The 18,903-nt window shown below is 40.6% G+C and carries 24 protein-coding genes and 1 tRNA gene; 19 read left to right on the plus strand and 6 right to left on the minus strand.

All coding sequences use genetic code 11. From position 1 onward, the window contains the following. The first annotated feature begins 62 nt into the window (after window positions 1–62). The 6 genes from rnpA (at window position 63) to rpmH (ending at window position 4,244) form a co-directional block, all read left to right on the plus strand. A complete protein-coding gene (gene rnpA, locus AWH02_RS03950; RefSeq protein ID WP_060553192.1) occupies window positions 63–422 on the plus strand; it encodes a ribonuclease P protein component in 360 nt (119 codons plus the stop codon). Next, window positions 406–1,221: a YidC/Oxa1 family membrane protein insertase gene (locus AWH02_RS03955; RefSeq protein ID WP_045505280.1), complete on the plus strand. Its 816-nt coding sequence runs from the start codon at window positions 406–408 to the stop codon at window positions 1,219–1,221. The genes rnpA and AWH02_RS03955 overlap by 17 nt, the downstream gene beginning before the upstream one ends. 15 nt (window positions 1,222–1,236) lie before the next feature. Continuing rightward, window positions 1,237–2,199 (plus strand): RNA-binding cell elongation regulator Jag/EloR, encoded by a 963-nt coding sequence (gene jag, locus AWH02_RS03960; protein ID WP_011999721.1) that lies wholly within the window; start codon window positions 1,237–1,239, stop codon window positions 2,197–2,199. A gap of 125 nt (window positions 2,200–2,324) precedes the next feature. After that, window positions 2,325–3,323, plus strand: coding sequence for a DUF6287 domain-containing protein (locus AWH02_RS03965; protein ID WP_060553191.1), 999 nt, complete (start codon window positions 2,325–2,327; stop codon window positions 3,321–3,323). 14 nt (window positions 3,324–3,337) lie between these two features. Continuing rightward, window positions 3,338–3,970: a hypothetical protein gene (locus AWH02_RS03970; protein WP_048778090.1), complete on the plus strand. Its 633-nt coding sequence runs from the start codon at window positions 3,338–3,340 to the stop codon at window positions 3,968–3,970. A gap of 139 nt (window positions 3,971–4,109) precedes the next feature. Further along, window positions 4,110–4,244 (plus strand): 50S ribosomal protein L34, encoded by a 135-nt coding sequence (gene rpmH, locus AWH02_RS03975; RefSeq protein ID WP_000831902.1) that lies wholly within the window; start codon window positions 4,110–4,112, stop codon window positions 4,242–4,244. A 141-nt stretch (window positions 4,245–4,385) separates the two neighbouring features. Here the strand turns inward: rpmH and AWH02_RS03980 are convergent, their stop codons facing one another. The 3 genes from AWH02_RS03980 to AWH02_RS03990 are packed head-to-tail and all read right to left on the minus strand — an operon-like array spanning window position 4,386 to window position 6,500. Then, window positions 4,386–5,795: a DUF4153 domain-containing protein gene (locus AWH02_RS03980; protein ID WP_048778088.1), complete on the minus strand. Its 1,410-nt coding sequence runs from the start codon at window positions 5,793–5,795 to the stop codon at window positions 4,386–4,388. Window position 5,796: 1 nt separating this feature from the next. Next, window positions 5,797–6,015, minus strand: coding sequence for a helix-turn-helix domain-containing protein (locus tag AWH02_RS03985; RefSeq protein ID WP_008808208.1), 219 nt, complete (start codon window positions 6,013–6,015; stop codon window positions 5,797–5,799). Window positions 6,016–6,023: 8 nt separating this feature from the next. Beyond that, complete coding sequence (locus AWH02_RS03990) at window positions 6,024–6,500, minus strand: DUF2975 domain-containing protein (RefSeq protein WP_048778085.1); 477 nt, start codon at window positions 6,498–6,500, stop codon at window positions 6,024–6,026. A 250-nt stretch (window positions 6,501–6,750) separates the two neighbouring features. Between AWH02_RS03990 and AWH02_RS03995 the strand changes: the two genes are divergently transcribed. Genes AWH02_RS03995 through AWH02_RS04025 form a run of 7 tightly spaced genes read left to right on the plus strand, consistent with a single transcriptional unit; the run spans window position 6,751 to window position 12,080 of the window. After that, complete coding sequence (locus AWH02_RS03995; RefSeq protein WP_060553190.1) at window positions 6,751–7,521, plus strand: TatD family hydrolase; 771 nt, start codon at window positions 6,751–6,753, stop codon at window positions 7,519–7,521. After that, window positions 7,493–8,083, plus strand: coding sequence for a ribonuclease M5 (rnmV, locus tag AWH02_RS04000; RefSeq protein ID WP_060553189.1), 591 nt, complete (start codon window positions 7,493–7,495; stop codon window positions 8,081–8,083). The genes AWH02_RS03995 and rnmV overlap by 29 nt, the downstream gene beginning before the upstream one ends. Window positions 8,084–8,094: 11 nt before the next feature. Beyond that, window positions 8,095–8,949 carry an SDR family NAD(P)-dependent oxidoreductase gene (locus AWH02_RS04005; protein WP_060553188.1) on the plus strand — a complete coding sequence of 285 codons (855 nt, stop codon included), beginning with the start codon at window positions 8,095–8,097 and terminating at the stop codon, window positions 8,947–8,949. A 36-nt stretch (window positions 8,950–8,985) separates the two neighbouring features. Continuing rightward, complete coding sequence (locus tag AWH02_RS04010) at window positions 8,986–10,401, plus strand: SseB family protein (protein WP_060553187.1); 1,416 nt, start codon at window positions 8,986–8,988, stop codon at window positions 10,399–10,401. An 11-nt stretch (window positions 10,402–10,412) separates the two neighbouring features. Beyond that, entirely contained in the window at window positions 10,413–10,748 is a 336-nt protein-coding gene (locus tag AWH02_RS04015) for a hypothetical protein (protein WP_060553186.1), read from the plus strand. After that, window positions 10,745–11,617: a 16S rRNA (adenine(1518)-N(6)/adenine(1519)-N(6))-dimethyltransferase RsmA gene (gene rsmA, locus AWH02_RS04020; RefSeq protein ID WP_060553185.1), complete on the plus strand. Its 873-nt coding sequence runs from the start codon at window positions 10,745–10,747 to the stop codon at window positions 11,615–11,617. The genes AWH02_RS04015 and rsmA overlap by 4 nt, the downstream gene beginning before the upstream one ends. 55 nt (window positions 11,618–11,672) lie before the next feature. Further along, complete coding sequence (locus AWH02_RS04025) at window positions 11,673–12,080, plus strand: hypothetical protein (protein ID WP_060553184.1); 408 nt, start codon at window positions 11,673–11,675, stop codon at window positions 12,078–12,080. 15 nt (window positions 12,081–12,095) lie between these two features. On the opposite strand, the gene AWH02_RS04030 is transcribed toward AWH02_RS04025, so the two are convergent. The 3 genes from AWH02_RS04030 to AWH02_RS11250 all read right to left on the minus strand — a co-directional run bounded on the left by AWH02_RS04030 (window position 12,096) and on the right by AWH02_RS11250 (window position 13,439). After that, window positions 12,096–12,178 (minus strand) — tRNA-Leu (locus tag AWH02_RS04030). Window positions 12,179–12,353: 175 nt separating this feature from the next. Beyond that, on the minus strand, window positions 12,354–13,271 hold the full coding sequence (locus AWH02_RS04035; protein ID WP_060553183.1) for a CPBP family intramembrane glutamic endopeptidase: 918 nt from the start codon (window positions 13,269–13,271) through the stop codon (window positions 12,354–12,356). A 39-nt stretch (window positions 13,272–13,310) separates the two neighbouring features. Beyond that, window positions 13,311–13,439: a hypothetical protein gene (locus AWH02_RS11250; RefSeq protein ID WP_263285422.1), complete on the minus strand. Its 129-nt coding sequence runs from the start codon at window positions 13,437–13,439 to the stop codon at window positions 13,311–13,313. Window positions 13,440–13,616: 177 nt separating this feature from the next. Here AWH02_RS11250 and rsgA point away from each other — a divergent pair, with 177 nt between their 5' ends. From rsgA to purR, 6 genes are all read left to right on the plus strand, one after another. Continuing rightward, window positions 13,617–14,495 carry a ribosome small subunit-dependent GTPase A gene (gene rsgA / locus AWH02_RS04040; protein WP_060553182.1) on the plus strand — a complete coding sequence of 293 codons (879 nt, stop codon included), beginning with the start codon at window positions 13,617–13,619 and terminating at the stop codon, window positions 14,493–14,495. A gap of 17 nt (window positions 14,496–14,512) precedes the next feature. Next, on the plus strand, window positions 14,513–15,172 hold the full coding sequence (gene rpe / locus AWH02_RS04045; RefSeq protein WP_060553181.1) for a ribulose-phosphate 3-epimerase: 660 nt from the start codon (window positions 14,513–14,515) through the stop codon (window positions 15,170–15,172). Next, on the plus strand, window positions 15,165–15,797 hold the full coding sequence (locus AWH02_RS04050; RefSeq protein ID WP_045772705.1) for a thiamine diphosphokinase: 633 nt from the start codon (window positions 15,165–15,167) through the stop codon (window positions 15,795–15,797). Before rpe ends, AWH02_RS04050 begins: the two co-directional genes overlap by 8 nt. A 1-nt stretch (window position 15,798) precedes the next feature. Beyond that, complete coding sequence (locus tag AWH02_RS04055; protein WP_060553180.1) at window positions 15,799–17,055, plus strand: DNA recombination protein RmuC; 1,257 nt, start codon at window positions 15,799–15,801, stop codon at window positions 17,053–17,055. Continuing rightward, window positions 17,045–17,986 (plus strand): 3'-5' exoribonuclease YhaM family protein, encoded by a 942-nt coding sequence (locus AWH02_RS04060; protein WP_060553179.1) that lies wholly within the window; start codon window positions 17,045–17,047, stop codon window positions 17,984–17,986. The genes AWH02_RS04055 and AWH02_RS04060 overlap by 11 nt, the downstream gene beginning before the upstream one ends. 96 nt (window positions 17,987–18,082) lie before the next feature. Next, window positions 18,083–18,898 carry a pur operon repressor gene (purR, locus tag AWH02_RS04065; protein WP_011999741.1) on the plus strand — a complete coding sequence of 272 codons (816 nt, stop codon included), beginning with the start codon at window positions 18,083–18,085 and terminating at the stop codon, window positions 18,896–18,898. Window positions 18,899–18,903: the final 5 nt, after the last annotated feature.

Consider the following 18,903-nt stretch of genomic DNA (forward strand, 5'->3'; position numbering starts at 1 on the left):
GGCATTGGCTTTTTGGAAAAATATGGTATAATAGATATAATTTTGGTAGATGGAGTTGAATTTTGAAAAAAAGCTATCGCGTCAAGAGTGAAAAAGATTTCAATGCGATTTTTAATGATAAACAAAGTGTGGCTAATAAACGATTTGTCATCTATAAATTGGATAAAGATCAAAAACACTTTCGAGTGGGGCTTTCCGTCAGTAAAAAACTTGGAAATGCAGTTGTCAGAAATGGGATTAAGAGGAAGATTCGCCATGTCTTGATAGAGCATAGACAAGAGCTACAAGCGGTTGACTTTGTCATCATTGCTCGTAAGGGAGTGGAAGAGCTGAATTACAAAGAAATTGAGCGAAATTTACTACATGTACTGAAACTAGCTAAAATCTATCAAGAAGGGATTCCCAGTGAAAAAGAAGAGTAAGATAGCAGGTCTCCTGCTTTTGTCCTCGCTTGTTTTGACCGCCTGTGGCACGAGCGAAGTCACATCACAATCAACTGACTTATGGGAAAAATTTGTTTATTTCTTTGCGGAAACGATTCGTTTCTTATCTTTTAATGGCAGCACAGGAATTGGAATTATTCTCTTTACTATCATCATTCGAACGGTTCTTTTGCCGGTCTTCCAAATCCAGATGACTTCATCGAGGAAAATGCAGGAAGCCCAGCCGCATATCAAAGCTTTACAAGCCAAGTATCCCGGCAAAGATATGGAAAGCAGAAACTTGCTAGCAACGGAAACCCAAAAGCTTTACAAAGAATTGGGTGTTAATCCCTTAGCATCCTTTATTCCTCTTTTTGTTCAGATGCCAGTCTTAATTGCCTTGTATCAAGCGTTGACACGGGTTGCCTTCTTGAGGACGGGACATTTTCTCTGGCTCAACTTGGCAGAAACGGATCCTTATTACATACTGCCAGTACTGGCCGCCCTCTTCACTTTCTTGAGTACTTGGCTCAATAATAAGGGGTTGGCCGAAAGAAATGGAGCTATGACGGCGATGACCTATATCATGCCTCTCATGATTTTCTGGTTTGCTTTGACCTTCTCCAGTGGTGTTGCCCTCTACTGGACAGTATCAAATGCCTATCAAGTCGGACAAACTTTAGTTTTGAGCAATCCTTTTAAAATGATTGCAGAACGTGAAGCTAAGCTTAATGCTGCGCGTGAACAAGAAGAAAAGAAAAAACGTGCCTTCCGAAAAGCACAGAAAAAGAAAAAATAAGGAGGTCTCTTGCAAATGGTTGTATTTACAGGAGCAAGTGTAGAAGAAGCAATTCAAGAAGGATTGCGTGAGTTAGATATTCCTCGTATGAAAGCACATATTACTGTTATTTCGCGTGAGAAAAAAGGTTTTCTAGGTTTATTTGGTAAAAAGCCTGCCCAAGTTGATGTGGAGCCAATCAGTGAAACAACAATGGTCAAGGCCAACCAAAAAGCAGTAAAAGGTGTGCCAGAAGAAATTAATGCTAAAAATGAACCGGTCAAAAGTGTTAGTGAAGAAACGGTTGACTTGGGTCGAGTTGTTGCTGCCATCAAGAAGGTTGAAGGCGAGGGCGAAAAGGTTTCTGACGAAGTTAAGGCGGAAATCCTCAAGCATGACAAACAAGCCAATACTATTTTAGAGGAAACTGGAACAATTGACCTTATTAAAAACCAAGTAAGACAAGGTGAATCAGAAGAAAAAGACCAACCAGCTAATCAAGAGTTTTCAGATTTAGGTATCGAAGTTGAAGAAAACTACGATATTGAAGAAGTTGTCTCAGATGTGACAGCCTATGTCCAAGAAATCATCAATGAAATGGATGTTGAAGCAAGTTTATCATCTAGCTACAACCGTCGTACGGTTAATATGCAGATTGATACCAATGAGCCTGGTCGTGTGATTGGATACCATGGAAAGGTCCTCAAAGCTCTGCAACTATTGGCTCAAAATTACCTTTACATTCGTTATGAAAAGAGTTTCTATATCTCTATTAATGTTAACGACTATGTGGAACATCGGGCTGAAGTTTTGCAAAGTTACGCTCAAAAATTAGCCAATAAAGCTTTGGAAGAGCGTCGTAGCCAGCCAACAGATCCAATGTCTAACAACGAACGTAAAATCATCCACCGAATCATTTCTAAAATGGATGGAGTTACTAGCTATTCAGAAGGCGATGAACCAAACCGTTACGTCGTAGTTGATATTGATAGTGAGTAAAAGCTTCAATTATTGACTATGTCAGAATTTTTTATACAACAAAGTGAGACTGAGACGCCATTGTCTCTGTCTCCTTTCTTTTATAGATAATAGTTTGAATGTAGAAAATCAAAGAGGGAAAGAATATGAAAAAAATACTTGTTTTATTACTTTCAGGCGCAATTTTTTTATGTGCATGTAGTCCGAAGGGAGATCATTCATCTCCTTCCAGTACTCCAAAGCCATCAAAGCAATCGCAAGTTTCTTCGGATTCTATTGAGCAAGATGAAAAAGCATATGCAAGTACTTTGGATAGTCTAAAAAATGATACATCAGAGGGGCGAGCAAATTTATACGCATTTTATGACATTGATGGAAACGGCACTAAAGAATTGCTAACTGGCTACGATTTCAAAGGTCAAAATTATTTGGCAGCAATCTATTACTTGAAGCAGGGTGTTTCTACTTATTTAGCACAATCCAGAGTTGCTTCGGCAGGCGGAAGCAGAGAGGTCACAACTATTTATACTGATGGAACAGTCTTTTATGCTCAATGGCATTCTCTAAGCCCTGATGCTAAGGGTTATCTTTATCAACTGAAATCTGATAATAGTGGTGTAGAAGTGCTAAAAGAAGCAGATTTTCAAATAGCAGGCGTGGATCCAAATTCTGAAAGCGGGCAACATACAGTATTTGGGACAGGATCTAAAAAAGAGCTTGATCTATCTTCGTTAAAGTGGAAAGACATAGAAAACTATCAAGCAACGACAAGTGTTGGAAATCAGAAAAAACAAAGTGGTTCGTCTCAATTGGATTTGGAAGCCATCCAAAAAGGAGATTATTCTAGTATTGAAGGCAGATGGAGAAATGGGAAGGGGAGTGAATTAGTATTTGATAAAAATGGCTTGGTTAATAACGACCTAAAATTGGGAAATAATTTTAGAATGATTGATTCTTATTTACAAGGTGGAGTATCTTCTGGAGGTCCGGGTGCGGCCATCTTGTTTATTCCAGCAGGTGTTGATATGTCTGTGACTGCGGGCGATCAAACGATAGCAGATGCTTCTGATAAAAAACAAGATCGAATTCTTATAACACAGAGTGTTGTTGTTAATAACCCTGAGGTTTTCTATTATAGAGAGTAAAGAAAGGAAATGTTATGTCACTTTTCCCAGCTATAAAAGCCTATCTTCCCTATCAAGGTACCAAGTATATTGCTCCAGAAAAAGCAGGAGACCTTCGTGAGGTCATGCTGGATCTGAGAGCTAAGGGCCAAGCGGCTCGTAAAGAGTTCATAGATCTAGTCAAAGATTTTCAGGCTCTTTATCCGAATTTAAGCTTGGAGCGAGCCAGCCAGTGGATGAATCAGGCACAGATACTGCGACCCCATTTTTGGAATTATGTGAGAGGGTATGGGGAGATAACGGAACCCATGTTCGCTCTGCGTTTGTATGGAAGTGCAGATGATTTTGGTGTATCGCTCGAAGTTAGCTTTATGGAGCGTAAGAAAGACGACTATAGTCTCTCTAAGCAAAATCGGATCTTGCAAGTACCTATTGATAGACCAGTTTATTATTTTGCTCAGATAGATGGTGTGAGTCAGCGCTTTGAAGGCACAGAAGATAATCGCAGGTTACTTATGAAACAGGTCCAAGAAGGTCAGGTTCGCAAGGTTTTAGCCAAATACGATGTTAATCTATCTGGGGCTAATTCTAGAGAAGAAGTCTTGTCTAATTTACAAGAAGCAATGGCTGCCCTGATTCCATTTTATGAAGCAACAAGACCTCTATGATTACGTTCTCAAAAGGAAACTTATTTTCTGGAACTATTGACAAAAGGCTTAGAATCATATAGAATAGTAAAGTATGTTTAGTAACTGATCACAACTAGCCGGCTAAACGAATACAAGAATCTAAGAGGAGGTATTCATCGTGAAACGTACTTATCAACCAAGTAAAATCCGTCGCGCGCGTAAACACGGTTTCCGTAATCGTATGTCTACTAAAAACGGTCGTCGCGTACTTGCAGCTCGTCGTCGTAAAGGACGCAAAGTTTTGGCTGCTTAATCAAAACGATTATAACAAGAAAAATCAGTGGAAACTCGAGACCACTGGTTTTTTCTATTATGCTGATAAAGAGTTTATAAATAAAAATAAGACCAGATCTAAGATGAAATCGTTCTGGTCTTTGATATATAAACTAGCTTATCACTTCAGTAAAAAAGGATATAGATAGCAAAGTATGGTGAAACTAATCATAGCATAAAGGATACCGATGCGAATAGCTTGGATAGGTTTATACAGTCGAATCAAGATGAGCAAGCACCAAACCAATAAGACGAGGACAAACCAGCCGGAAAGCAATCGTAGAGGGGTTGGTCCATAAAGGTAAATATAGACACCAAATAATTTCCATCCTGCAAGTAAGGTCAGCAAGGTAGCAAATATAAAGAGCAGAGTGGTTGCTAACCGTGTACCTATCTGATCCCAGAGCGGCTTTTTAGAGATGAGATAAAAAGCTCCTAAAACAGCAAAATTAAGAAGAGAAACTCTAACTAGTTGCCAGAACCCAGTGACCGCAATGGAAGATGCACTCTGGGGAGAAATGGCTTCTGTAACAGTTCCAGCGCTTAGAAGATTCCCTAGCTCGCTTAGACCGGTTGTGAAAAAAAGGATATAGGTTACAAGTAAGCTTCCAATGACAATATATGCTGCAAAGTTAGGAATAGCCCTTAGTGGCTGAACTTTTTCTTGGAATACTTGGTAGTTAAAAGTAGACGTTCTTTCGCTGAGCAAGCTACCCACGATGAGTCCATATAAGTAGAGACTGACTGGAATAGCAAGAAATAGCTGTGCTAGTATAGTAGCTATATCAATCTTGGAAAAAAGTGAGTCAAAGAAGGTCTGACTAAAATCGGATAATTGTATGAAGAGATTTGCAAAATTACCTGAGACCTGACTTAGCTGAGTCCAAACAAAGTAAACCAGGACTCCTGAAGCTAAGAGACTGCCTATTAGGATGACAAAATGTTGGAAGTTCTTTGAATAGCTGTCATTTGTCTTTTCAGAGCTTTCCTCCTCATGGAGAAAGACGATGCAAGAAGCCATAAAGTTTTTAAAGGGCAGAGAATAGAAAGCTTGCATCAGATCAAACCAAACCATAATCCCTAAGCGCCCCTGACTTAGCCAACCTGTACGGGACAGGACGTAGAAGGCAAAAGAGAGGTGGATAGCTAAAAATTGGAAAAAATCTAGTTGTTGATGTGCTCCCCAAATACTTAAAGCCGTGGCTTGAGCAATGGTTAGAGTGAAAAAAACTCTTGTTTCTAATTTTTTGGCGCCTTCTTTTAATGGGATAGAGGTTGTATGTAATTTTTTGATTAGAAACTCAGTCGAAAGTAAAAGACCGACTGTGACGGGGAGAGAGTAAATTGTTTTAAGCTGTACCAGGATAGCAGTGTAAAAATAAGCTACCAGGTAGAAAACAATAGTCCCAATTTTAAAGATTTTTATTTGAGCGTCATCTAAAGGGCTGAAGATTGTCTGTTCTTCTAGATCATCTAGATCGTCTAGCTGATAGTCTTGCTCTTCTATCTGTTCTTGTAAAGTTCTTTCCATTTTATGCCTCCTCTTCTTCATCTGGAATATATTCTAATATATCGCCGGGTTGGCATTCCAATTCTCGGCAAAGTGCATTGAGAGTTGAAAAGCGAACTGCTTTGGCTCGATTATTTTTCAAAATGGATAGATTGGCTGGTGTTAAATCAATCAGCTCAGCCAAGCGACCGGCACTGATACGTTTTTGTGCCATGACAAGGTCTAAATTTATCTGAATCATATGCCCTCCTAAATTGTGTAGTCTACTTGATCTTGCAGTTCAATAGCTTTGCCAAAAGCATTGCGAATGACACGGATAATTAAAGTTAAAATACTGCAAGAAACAGTCACCAGGAGCATAGGTAGATAGACTGTCAGTCCCATGAAAAGTGAGATAAGAGCAACAATTCCAACTTCCCAGCCCAAGTATCGGAGATATTGAACATTTTGTTGAATAAAAACTTGGTCCTGTCCGATATGATGAAGGAGCCGATAAAGATGGACGATGCAGGTCAAAGCCAGTCCTCCTAAGACGTAACCTAGCAAGAGCAAAATCCAGAATCGGGCTTCGCCTTGAACGAGAGGGGAAGGAAATACGATAATAAGATTTACAATCCAAGGACCTAGGAAGATTAAGATAGTAGAAGCAATAAATAAAAGGCTAATGCTGATTTTTGTAAGACTGATGCTCCAATCTTCAGCAGTCTTTTTTGTTTTGTTGGTCATAATATCCTCCGACAAATATTTTAGTTCTTAGTAACTATAACACAAAAATTATCGATAATCAATAATATTCTATCGAAAAATAACAAAAAGTTATCGATTAAAGATCAGAAACTGCAAGTTTAAAAGTTTTAAAGACAGATTCGGATGGATGTTGAATGGCAGCTATCTTATTTTTCTGCTTTGAAGAGACTTCTGATTTTTTAGGTCATTTTTGGTATAATAAAGGACAGGAAATACAAGGAAGTAAACCATGAAGATTTTTGACACACACACGCATTTAAATGTGGAAGAATTTGCTGGTCGAGAGGCAGAGGAGCTACAATTAGCCAAAGAAATGAGTGTTGTTGCACACAATATTGTCGGTTTTGACCGACCGACCATTGAGCGCGCCTTGGAGTTGGCGGACAGCTATGATCAGCTTTATGCTACGATTGGCTGGCATCCGACTGAGGCGGGGACTTATGATGAGGCGGTAGAAGCCTATCTGCTGGACAAGCTTCGTCACCCCAAGGTGGTGGCTCTGGGTGAGATTGGGTTGGATTATCACTGGATGACAGCGCCAAAGGATGTTCAGGAGCGGGTGTTTCGACGCCAAATCCAACTCTCTAAAGAACTGGACCTACCCTTTGTCGTACACACGCGAGATGCATTGGAGGATACCTATGAGATTATCAAGAGTGAGGGTGTCGGTCCTCGGGGCGGTATCATGCACTCTTATTCGGGCTCTTTGGAAATGGCAGAGCGCTTTATCGAGCTAGGAATGATGATTTCCTTTTCTGGGGTCGTCACCTTTAAAAAAGCGACAGATATTCAGGAGGCTGCGCAGAACCTGCCCTTGGACAAAATTCTCGTCGAGACTGATGCCCCTTATCTAGCGCCTGTTCCTAAGCGTGGCCGAGAAAACAAAACAGCCTATACCCGCTATGTTGTAGAGAGAATTGCTGAACTGCGTGGGCTTACTGTCGAAGAAGTAGCGCAGGCGACCTATGCTAATGCAAAGAAGGTGTTTGGGCTTGACTGAGAAGATAAAAATCCCTCAGGTAATCGTCGTTGAGGGCAAGGATGATACAGCCAATCTGCAGCGATTTTACGAAGTTGATACTTACGAGACGAGAGGATCTGCGATCAATGAAGAAGACTTAGAACGGATTGAGAAACTGCACCGGCTGCGTGGGGTTATTGTCTTTACCGATCCAGACTACAATGGTGAGCGCATTCGTCGAATAATTATGGAGGCTGTGCCAACTGCTCAGCATGCCTTTCTCCGTCGAGATGAGGCGACTCCTAAGTCTAAGAACAAAGGTCGGTCGCTCGGAGTCGAGCACGCTTCATTTGAGGACTTACAACAGGCATTGGCTGGTCTGGTTGGACATTTCGATGATGAGAACGACTTTGACATCACCAAAAGTGACCTTGTGCGACTGGGACTACTTATGGGAAGCGACAGCCGTCAGCGTCGAGAGTATCTGGGAGAGGAGCTCCGTATCGGCTACTCCAATGGTAAACAGCTCCTCAAACGCTTGGAGTTGTTTGGGGTGACCTTGGCGGAAGTGGAAGAAACCATGCGTAAGTATTCAAACTAACGGAGTCAGAAATGAAAAAAGTAATTATTACAGGTGGCAATAGTGGTATTGGCTATCAGGCTGCTAAACAGTTGGCTGAAAAGGGCTGGTCAGTGACTCTATTTTGTCGGCGAAAAGAAGCAGCTGAGCAAGCCTGTGAGAAAATCCGCCAACAGACAGGAAATCCGCATGTAGATCATATCTTGGCTGATTTATCTGATATGAAAAGTGTCAGGAAAGCGGTAGAACAGTATATCCAAAAAGAAGACGCTCTAGACGTCCTGATTAACAATGCAGCTGACTTTGATTTGTCAGTCAAAAAGCCAATCCTGACTAGGGAGGGATTGGAAAAGCAATTTGCGACCAATGTGGTTGCTCCCTTTTTACTTTCTGTCTTGTTGAGAGGCTTGTTAGAAAAGTCTGAGAGTGGTCGGATTATTAATATTTCTTCCCAAGGGCTAGTGCTTTATCCTTTCATAAAGCTTGATTTTGAAAATTTATCTGGTCAAAAACATTACAGCCCTGCTAAGACCTATTATCAGAATAAGTTGGCCTTATTGATGCTGTCGCTTTATATGCGGAAACATTGGAAAGACATCAAGGTGCAGGCAATCCGTGTGACCAATGTCAAAGTAGATATGAACCGCTATGATCACCTCAGCGCTTTTATGAAAAATCTGTATAAAATTAAGTCAAAATTTTCGATTAGTCCTGAAGAAATGGCGAAAGTCTATACAGCCTTATCTACAGAAGATGGTTATGAGGGCTTTTTGTATGACGAGAAATGCAGAGAAGTAAAAGCAAATGCATCTGCTTACAAGGAAGAAGAGCAGAAAAAACTTTGCACTTTGCTTGATCAAATGACCTGCGTAAAGGACAATGAATAAAGAGTTAGAAAATAAAGTCCATAAGGAGAAGTAGCATTGGCTTGGTTTAATTTTGGGAAGAAAAAAGAAAAAATAGAAACTACAACAGAAGTTGTAAAAGAGAAAATCGAGACAAGTGCTTGCTTGGGAGTGTTTGACTTCTTTGCACTTGGGAAGTCCGATCAGTTGTTGATCTTGGGCCGATTGAAAGGAAGCTTAAAGTTAGGCGACCGTCTGCAAGTATGCAATCCTGGCGAAAGCTTTGAGTCTTTTGGCGAGCTGACGGTTGAAAAATTAAGCAATGGAAAAGAAGATTCTAACTTCTTGACAGACGAGCCCCTTGCCCATATTGTTGTAGCTGCATCTGAGGTCGCAGGTCGACTTAAAAAGGGGAGTGTTCTCTATACGTCCAAGATAGATGAGCGCCAGCTTTTATCTAGTTATACAGATGCCCTTTATACATCTTTTGTGGAAATGCAGAATGGGGATATGAGCAATGAAGACTATCTGCGAGCTAGTTTAGAAGATAGTGTTGAAATTTTGCGTTTGTTCTTATGGGATTGTAGAGAAAATCGACAAAATGGGAGTGAAGAAGAATATCAAAAAAATCTGGCTAAAATTGCCCACCTTGAGGAAGTTGTAAGAGACAAGCTACTTGAAGCAGATGAGGTCTATGTGATTTATTCTCAATTAACAGGAGAGCCCTATATGTTTTCGAAGACATATGACCGAGGAGATGATGGCTATCTGTGTACTGATCCCTTGATTCACCTCTCAACTTCTCGTTGGTACCATCATTACAAAGAAACGTTTGACAGTCAGCCAAATACCGAAGTGAGACGGATTGAAAATACAGAGGACAAGGAAGCTATTAAAAACTTATTGGGTTCCGCTTTTTACCTTAATGGTGCTCTAGGAATTATCATGAATTCAGATGATGTGTGCATCAAGGCTCAAAGCTTGGTAGAAAAACCTGATTTTTCAAATCTACCTGAGATTCAGGTGCCAGTCATGAATCCTGATGTAGTGAGATGGCTACTCTTACTTGGACAGCTAGGTAAACCAGATACAGAAGACAAACAGCTGGTAGACAGGCTTTATTATGGCTTCCTATCAAAGGCAGTGCCTAAGGCTAAATTCCTCATTCCCGTGCGAAGAGGTGAGAATTTCCCTGAAGCGAGTGATGAAGCAAAGGAAGTAATGTTAGAAAGAGGGGCTAGTCTAGATTTACCAGTTCGAGAAGGAAAAGATGGCCGACAAGCTATCTCACTTTTTACAGACTGGAAACGTCTGCGGATGGTTTTTGATGAAGAGTGGAACGGTATGATCGAGCCGGCAGGGAATATGATTGCTATGTTTGACTATATTGTCAATGGGACAGAGTATCTAAAAGCAGGATGTTATATCAGTCAAGATTCTTTCAAAGAAATGGAAAAACTAAGTGCCGAGCTAAATGATGCTCCAAAGCAGTAGAAGAGGTAAATATGAAGATCATAGTTGACAGAGTCTCTGTTAGTGCAGGAGATGACACTGTTCCACATAAGACAGAATATGAAGTGCCTGAAGAAATGACGGTAGGAGCTTTCTTTGCTTTTCTTGAAGAAGATCGTTATCTCCCTCTTGTTCAAGGAAATGATGTTGCATGGGAACTTCGCAATATCAATGGGGAACAGGGAGCCTACTTTACAAAAACAAAAGAGATGCTTCAATCAGATGCCTTGTTAAAGACAATAATTGAAGAGGCAAATGGTGATAGCCGATTTGAGCTAATTTACCATTCTACACCTGAAAATTATTTAAAAAGAAAAGAGAATAGATGAGAATTGCAGATTATAGTGTGACCCGTGCCATTCTGGAGCGTCACGGTTTCACTTTTAAAAAATCTTTCGGTCAGAATTTCCTGACTGATACCAACATCCTCCAGAAGATTGTGGATACTGCTGAGATTGACAAAAAGGTCAATGTCATCGAAATTGGTCCTGGTATTGGGGCTTTGACGGAGTTTTTGGCGGAAAATGCTGCGGAAGTCATGGCCTTTGAGATAGATGATCGGTTGGTGCCGATTTTAGCGGATACTTTGCGCGATTTTGACAATGTGACAGTGGTCAATCAGGATATTCTCAAGGTTGATTTGGCCCAGTACATAGCAGAGTTTAAAAATCCAGACCTGCCTATCAAGGTAGTGGCAAATCTGCCCTACTATATCACGACGCCGATTCTTATGCACTTGATTGAGAGCGGAATTCCTTTTAGTGAGTTTGTTGTGATGATGCAAAAAGAAGTAGCAGATCGGATTTCGGCTCAGCCGAATACCAAGGCCTATGGTAGTTTGTCAATTGCGGTCCAGTATTACATGACGGCCAAGGTAGCCTTTATCGTACCGAGGACAGTCTTTGTGCCAGCACCAAATGTAGATTCGGCGATTCTCAAGATGGTGCGAAGAGAGCAACCTGCAGTTGAAGTCCAGGACGAGAAATTCTTTTTCAAGGTTTCCAAGGCCAGCTTTGTTCATCGCAGAAAAACTCTTTGGAATAATCTAACTAGCTATTTCGGTAAGTCTGAAGAAGTCAAGACCAAGCTTGAAAGAGCTTTAGAAAAAGCCGATCTTGTGGCCAATGTTCGAGGAGAAGCGCTAGACTTGGCAGCATTTGCTCGCTTGAGTGACGCTTTAAAGTCCGAGGGGTTATAAAAAAAGAAGATCTGCTCTCTGGTAGCCGGTCTTCTATTTTATTCATGAGGTGCATATGAAAGTGAAATTTCTGTCTTTGTTTTCTGGACTACTCTGGTTTTCGCAGTCTTTACTCCATTTCCTGCTGATGCTAGGTCTGCCTCTGGGACGTTTGGTCTTTGGTGGCGCTTATATAGTATTTCCTTTATGGTTGCGGCCGGTTAACTTCCTGCTGTTCTCATTGTGGGCTTTCTTTAGTTTTAGTTATCTAGCTTTTGGTGGCTGGTTGAAAAGTGGCTTGAGGTCTTCAGTTTTTAGGAAAGTCATTTTAGTTGGAACTGTTTTTCTATTTTTGGCTACGGTTTTCAATTTCTTCATCAGTGCGAGTCCATTAGAGAAATATTTAACAGGAGGCCTGACCTTCCTAGCTTTTCTGAGCAGTAGCCTTCTTCTCCATAATAAGAAAAAATCCTATCATGATTGATAGGATTGCTTTTTATGCGGAGGAAGGGATTTGAACCCTCACACCCGTACGGGCACATGCGCCTGAAGCATGCGTGTCTGCCGTTCCACCACCTCCGCTTGTTCTCTATTATAACATATTTTTTAAAAAATCCAAGAAAAAATGGCCAGATTAGACAGTGCCATCCATAAAATCAGATGAGGCGGGAAGATTTATTCCAGCCTCTAGGTATGATGAATTGCAAATGAAAGTTGAAGAATTTTTCTCTAACCTCGCTTGCTACTTTTGTATTATTTATTCTACAATTTGAGGATAGAGGTTTTCTTGTTCTTTGGATGTATCTTTCAAGATGAAGATAGCCCATAAGAGTGCTAAAATGAAGACAACCAAGCCAGGAACTCCTCCCTCAGGTCCGAATTGTCCACCTGTGATAAGTGTACGATTGGAAGTTGTAAAGTACATCAAGGAAGACTCGCTGTCAAATCCACTGACATGGAAACCATAAACGTTACCCATGATGAAGTTCCAAGCGAAGTGGAAGCCACAAGGTCCCCAGATATTTCCGCGCTTCAGAGCGTAAACGGCTGTGAAAAGGCCAAAAACGAATAGGTGGACAGTTGAGAGCCAAGAAGCACCATTGTTATCCAAATGGAAATAAGAGAACATGGTAGAAGCAATCAAAATGGCTATGTAGGTGTTTTTATGATAGGAAATAATGGGAATCAACCATCCGCGAATGTAAATCTCTTCTGCAGCTGTTTGGAAAATATAACCGATGAGAACTAAAATCCAAGAAACGAGGAAAGGCAGACTAAATTGGATCCGGTCAAACTTAGCATCTCCTGTAATGAAGAAGATGATTAAGACGGTCGTAATCATGATGGCACCCACCAACACACCTTTAGCGAATTCGGGAAGGCCATTTCCTCTAGAGAATCCCATGGTTCGTATCGGTCGTTTTTCAATGAATTTGACCCAAAGGAAGAAGGCGATAATGGTGTAGAGGAAGGACCAAAGGTCCAAAATATTCCACCAGTCAGGAATCCAACTTTGTTTGTCCAAGAAAAAGTTAGTTGAAGCCCTACTGATCGGAGACATATATTGGGTAATATAGTAAAGGATGAATGGAGCTAAAAACCAAGGAGTCAAAAACTTCCCTTTTTTGACATTGGAAATGAGCGGGTTGCTCTTTGAGAGAAATGAAAGGCTCATAAATAACCTCCTTATAGCTAGCATGAACCATTAAAGAAGTCAGAGACTTGCTTCTTGATGAAGAAGCTTCTGCTTCACTGGAATTCCAGTAGTAACCAGATGGACAAGTGCCTTGTGATTGTCACCTTCCCTTCTAATTGTACTTGTCCCATTCCCCACACGAGGCATATAGATGTTTGTTATTTACCTCTTTATTATAAAACTTTTAGAAAGCGTTTACAACATTCTGTCCTTGTTTATATAGAAAATCTTACAACTAAATAATTTGTGGCTTTCTTAGTAAACTTGTAAGCTAAATCAAACATTTTTTGTTATAATGGGTGTACTAACTTTTAAGGAGTAATCTTGCAAGGTAAAATCATTAAAGCCTTGGCTGGTTTCTATTATGTAGAGTCGGCTGGGCAAATTTATCAAACCAGAGCTAGAGGAAATTTTCGAAAAAAAGGACAGATACCTTATGTTGGCGACGAGGTTGAATTTTCAGCAGAAAAGGACTCAGAAGGTTATATTTTAAAAATAGCAGAGCGCAAAAACAGTCTTGTGCGTCCGCCGATTGTGAATATTGACCAGGCAGTTGTTATCATGAGTGCTAAGGAGCCAGATTTTAATCCAAACCTCCTGGATCGTTTCTTGGTTCTCTTGGAACATAAGGGGATTCATCCGATTCTCTATATCAGTAAACTGGATTTACTGGATTGTGAAGATGAGCTAGATGAATTTTTACAAGTCTATCGAACAATTGGCTATGATGTGGTCCAAAGCGTTGAGGAATTATTACCTCTTCTAGCGGATAAAATAACTGTTTTTATGGGACAAACAGGAGTTGGGAAATCAACTCTTCTCAATAAGATTGCCCCAGATTTACAATTAGAGACAGGCGAGATTTCTGAAAGTCTGGGCCGAGGTCGTCATACGACACGGGCTGTCAGTTTTTATAATTTAAATGGCGGGAAGATCGCTGATACGCCAGGATTTTCGTCATTGGATTACGAAGTGAGTACGGCTGAAGATCTCAATCAAGCTTTTCCCGAGATTGCTGAGTTTAGCAAATTCTGCAAGTTTCGTACTTGTACCCATACCCATGAACCAAATTGTGCAGTCAAGCCAGCGGTTGAAAGTGGTCAGATAGCAGCTTTTCGCTTTGACAACTATCTGCAATTTCTCAGTGAGATTGAAAATCGAAGAGAGACGTATAAAAAAACAGCTAAGAAAATACCTAAATAGGAAACAGGAGAAAAACTATGACACAATTTAAAATTGCACCATCTATCTTAAGCGCTGATTACGCTAATTTTGAAAGTGAATTGAAAAGACTAGAAGCGGCTGGAGCTGACTATGCTCATATTGACGTAATGGACGGCCACTTTGTTCCTAATATCACCTTTGGAGCGGGTGTTGTAGCTAGCATGCGTCCACATAGCAAATTGGTGTTTGACTGCCATCTGATGGTTACAAATCCTGAAAAGCATATCGAGGATTTCGTTCGTGCTGGAGCAGATATTATCACAATCCATGTTGAAGCAACTCCTCATATCCACGGTGCCCTCCAACAAATTCGCGCAGCAGGAGTAAAAGCAGGTGTCGTAATCAATCCAGGTACTCCGGTTCAAGTGATTAAGCACGTCTTAGGCTTGGTAGACCAGGTCTTAGTGATGACTGTGAACCCTGGCTTTGGCGGGCAAGCCTTTCTACCTGAGACCTTGGTTAAAGTTAGTGAATTAGCTAGTCTTCGGGAACAAGAACAATTACAATTTGATATCGAGGTTGATGGTGGTATTGACAATCAGACCATTAAGCTAGCAAAAGAAGCTGGTGCTAATGTCTTTGTAGCAGGTAGCTATGTCTTTAAAGGGGATGTTGACCATCAAGTTCAAACCTTGAAGGAAGCCTTACATGACTAAGGTTGTTCTAGTTGCTGGAGGTCAATTAGAAGAATTACCCTCAGATGTTGATGCCTGGGTCGGTGTGGATCGAGGCAGTCTCCACTTGATAGAGCAGGGGATAGTTCCCGATTTGGCTGTAGGTGACTTCGACTCTGTATCCCTGCAGGAATTTGAGCTGGTTCAAAGGAAAGCTAAAGAGGTCCTACGTGCCCAGCCAGAAAAAGATGATACAGATCTTGAGTTGGCTGTCACAGCTACTTTTGAGCGCTATCCAGACGCAAATGTTACTATTTTTGCTGCTTTTGGAGGTCGTATGGATCATACTCTAGCCAATGTTTTTCTTCCTAGCAACCCAAAGATTGCTCCTTATATGGAGCGACTTGCTTTGCAAGATGAACAAAACCTGCTTACCTATCGACCAGCAGGCAAACATTTAATTGAGCCTGTAGAAGAAATGACCTATGTTGCCTTTATGCCAACACAGGATATTGCCTTGACCATTGAGGGGGCCAAGTATTCTTTAAATGAAAAGAATTTTTTCTTTAAAAAAGTTTATGCTTCTAACGAATTTATAGGTAGGCCCATTTCCCTGTCTTTTGATTCTGGGTATGTGGTGATTATGTATAGTAAAGATAGGAAATAAGATGGAGATACTTATCATCATTTTGCTGCTAGCCAATCTTCTTTTGACTTTCTTGCTTTGGCAGAGCCGAACACAGCAAAAGAAGGATGTTCAAGAAATCTTGGAAGCGCAGGCTGACCATTTATCAGATCAGCTTGATTATCGTTTGGAGCAAGAAAGACAAAATTCCTTGCTACAACAAAAAAATTTAGAAATAGGCTTGGGAGATCGTTTTAGTTCTCTTCACACAAGTTTGCATCGGGATTTGACAGACTTACGGACAGAAATCAGTGATAATTTGACCAAGAACCGTGATAAGACAGATGAACGCATGAAACAGATTCAAGAGTCTAATGAATTACGTTTAGAGCAAATGAGGCAGACAGTAGAAGAAAAACTGGAAAAGACTCTTCAGACTCGTCTTCAGACCTCTTTTGAGTCTGTTTCTAAACAATTGGAATCTGTCAACCGCGGTTTGGGAGAAATGCAGCATATTGCGCGTGATGTTGGAACCCTTAATAAGGTCCTTTCAAATACTAAAACTCGTGGTATTATGGGCGAGTTGCAGCTGGGCCAGATTATCGAAGATATTTTGACTCCAAATCAGTACGAGCGGGAGTTTGCTACTGTTTCAGGCTCTAGTGAAAGAGTTGAGTATGCAGTCAAGTTGCCTGGGCAAACTGATCAAGACTATGTTTATCTACCGATTGATTCGAAATTTCCTTTGGCTGATTACTATCGCTTGGAAGATGCTTATGAATCTGGTAATAAAGAAGAAATTGAACTCTATCGCAAGGCCCTGCTAAATAGTGTTAAACGCTTTGCAAAAGACATTCGTAGCAAATATTTAGCACCACCCGCTACAACTAACTTTGGGATTATGTTTTTACCGACAGAGGGTCTCTATTCAGAAGTTGTCCGCAATCCAGAATTCTTTGACAGTCTTCGCAGAGAAGAGCAGATTGTGGTGGCTGGCCCATCGACTTTATCAGCCCTGCTCAACTCCTTATCCGTTGGATTCAAAACTCTGAACATTCAAAAGAGTGCGGATGACATCAGCAAGGTTTTGGGAAGTGTGAAACTAGAATTTAATAAATTCGCAGGTATCTTGGTTAAGGCGCAGAAGCATTTGCAGCACGCTTCGGGAAATATAGATGATTTGCTGACGCGCAGAACAAATGCCATTGAGCGAACCTTACGCCAGATTGAATTGTCAGATGAAGATTTGCATATAGACCTGCTTGATGTGCCAGAAGAAAGGGAAGATCATGAAAATTAACCAAATGAAAAAAGATGAATTTTTTGAAGGGTTTTACTTGATTAAATCAGCTGAAGTTCGACAGACGAGGGCAGGGAAGGATTATATCGCCTTTACTTTTCAAGATGATAGTGGAGAGATCGAAGGGAAACTCTGGGATGCCCAGCCACATAACGTAGCTGAATATACAGCTGGAAAAGTTGTCCATATGCAAGGTCGCCGAGAAGTCTACAATAATACTCCTCAGGTTAATCAGTTGGTTTTACGTCTTCCTAGATCAGGTGAACCTAACAATCCAGCTGACTTTAAAGAAAAACCTCCAGTGGATCCGAAGGATTTGCGAGATTATTTGGCTCAGATGATTTTCAAGATTGAAAATCCGGTTTGGCAACGTGTTGTCCGAGCTTTATATAGCAAGTATGACAAGGAATTCTATTCTTATCCTGCGGCCAAGACCAATCATCACGCTTTTGAATCTGGTTTAGCCTTTCACACGGCAACTATGGTTCGCTTGGCTGATGCGATTGGAGATATTTACCCTCAGCTCAACAAGAGTTTGCTCTTTGCTGGAATTATGTTGCACGATTTAGCAAAAGTAATCGAACTAAGTGGCCCCGATGACACTGAATACACAGTTCGTGGCAACCTAATCGGCCATATTGCTTTAATTGACGAAGAAATCACAAAAGTTCTTCTAGAATTGAAGATTGACGACAGTAAGGAAGATGTGACTGTTTTACGTCATGTTATCTTGAGCCATCATGGCTTGTTAGAGTACGGAAGTCCTGTTCGTCCAAGGATTATGGAGGCTGAGATTCTTCATATGATTGATAACTTGGATGCGGAAATGATGATGATGACAGGGGCTCTGGCCAAGGTAGGGGAAGGAGAAATGACCAGTCGTATTTTTGCTATGGACAATCGATCCTTCTATAAACCGAATTTAGATTGAAGAAAAAACGAAAAATGAGCATTATATTTGAAATAATGTTCGTTTTTTTTGATAGAGTATGTTATAATGAAGAAAAATAACAAGAACGGTGAAAATATGAAACTAAGAAGAAGTGACCGGATGGTAGTAATTTCAAACTATCTTTTAAACCACCCTTATGAACTGACTAGTCTGAATACTTTTGCTGAAAAGTATGAATCAGCTAAATCCTCTATTTCAGAAGATATTGTCATCATCAAACGCGCTTTTGAAGAGATCGAGATTGGATCTATTGAAACAATTACTGGTGCGGGAGGAGGAGTCATCTTTACTCCTTCTATTTCTGATAGAGAGTCCAAAGAAATTGTTGAAGGACTACGAGATCAATTGTCAGAAAGTAACCGCATTTTACCAGGTGGCTATATCTACCTATCTGATCTCTTGAGCACTCCATCTATTTTAAATAGTATTGGACGGATTATCGCTAAAGCTTTTCGCGATCAAAAAATCGATGCAGTCATGACAGTAGCTACTAAAGGAGTTCCTCTTGCTAATGCCGTGGCCAATACATTAAATGTTCCTTTTGTGATTGTCCGTCGTGATTTAAAAATTACAGAAGGTTCAACTGTTAGTGTTAACTATGTTTCTGGTTCCAGCGATCGGATTGAAAAAATGTTTTTGTCAAAGCGTAGCTTGAAAGCAGGTAGCCGTGTTCTGATTGTGGACGACTTCCTTAAGGGAGGCGGTACAATCAATGGGATGATTAGCTTGCTTGCTGAATTCGAATCGGAGTTGGCAGGTGTAGCTGTTTTCGCAGATAACGCCCAGGAAAAGAGAGAACATCTGTCTTATAAATCTTTATTGAAAGTGACGAATATTGATGTAAAAGAAAATAAAATCGATGTTGAAGTCGGAAATATTTTTGATAAATAAGCAGG

It is taken from the genome of Streptococcus gordonii (assembly GCF_001553855.1).
GTDB lineage: Bacteria > Bacillota > Bacilli > Lactobacillales > Streptococcaceae > Streptococcus > Streptococcus gordonii.

Coding starts and splice junctions, on each gene's coding strand:
- jag (WP_011999721.1), top strand. CDS start 1,237: ATGGTTGTATTTACAGGAGCAAGTGTAGAAGAAGCAATTCAAGAAGGA.
- AWH02_RS03965 (WP_060553191.1), top strand. CDS start 2,325: ATGAAAAAAATACTTGTTTTATTACTTTCAGGCGCAATTTTTTTATGT.
- AWH02_RS03970 (WP_048778090.1), top strand. CDS start 3,338: ATGTCACTTTTCCCAGCTATAAAAGCCTATCTTCCCTATCAAGGTACC.
- AWH02_RS03980 (WP_048778088.1), bottom strand. CDS start 5,795: ATGGAAAGAACTTTACAAGAACAGATAGAAGAGCAAGACTATCAGCTA.
- AWH02_RS03985 (WP_008808208.1), bottom strand. CDS start 6,015: ATGATTCAGATAAATTTAGACCTTGTCATGGCACAAAAACGTATCAGT.
- AWH02_RS03990 (WP_048778085.1), bottom strand. CDS start 6,500: ATGACCAACAAAACAAAAAAGACTGCTGAAGATTGGAGCATCAGTCTT.
- AWH02_RS03995 (WP_060553190.1), top strand. CDS start 6,751: ATGAAGATTTTTGACACACACACGCATTTAAATGTGGAAGAATTTGCT.
- rnmV (WP_060553189.1), top strand. CDS start 7,493: ATGCAAAGAAGGTGTTTGGGCTTGACTGAGAAGATAAAAATCCCTCAG.
- AWH02_RS04005 (WP_060553188.1), top strand. CDS start 8,095: ATGAAAAAAGTAATTATTACAGGTGGCAATAGTGGTATTGGCTATCAG.
- AWH02_RS04015 (WP_060553186.1), top strand. CDS start 10,413: ATGAAGATCATAGTTGACAGAGTCTCTGTTAGTGCAGGAGATGACACT.
- rsmA (WP_060553185.1), top strand. CDS start 10,745: ATGAGAATTGCAGATTATAGTGTGACCCGTGCCATTCTGGAGCGTCAC.
- AWH02_RS04025 (WP_060553184.1), top strand. CDS start 11,673: ATGAAAGTGAAATTTCTGTCTTTGTTTTCTGGACTACTCTGGTTTTCG.
- AWH02_RS04035 (WP_060553183.1), bottom strand. CDS start 13,271: ATGAGCCTTTCATTTCTCTCAAAGAGCAACCCGCTCATTTCCAATGTC.
- AWH02_RS11250 (WP_263285422.1), bottom strand. CDS start 13,439: ATGCCTCGTGTGGGGAATGGGACAAGTACAATTAGAAGGGAAGGTGAC.
- rpe (WP_060553181.1), top strand. CDS start 14,513: ATGACACAATTTAAAATTGCACCATCTATCTTAAGCGCTGATTACGCT.
- AWH02_RS04050 (WP_045772705.1), top strand. CDS start 15,165: ATGACTAAGGTTGTTCTAGTTGCTGGAGGTCAATTAGAAGAATTACCC.
- AWH02_RS04055 (WP_060553180.1), top strand. CDS start 15,799: ATGGAGATACTTATCATCATTTTGCTGCTAGCCAATCTTCTTTTGACT.
- AWH02_RS04060 (WP_060553179.1), top strand. CDS start 17,045: ATGAAAATTAACCAAATGAAAAAAGATGAATTTTTTGAAGGGTTTTAC.
- purR (WP_011999741.1), top strand. CDS start 18,083: ATGAAACTAAGAAGAAGTGACCGGATGGTAGTAATTTCAAACTATCTT.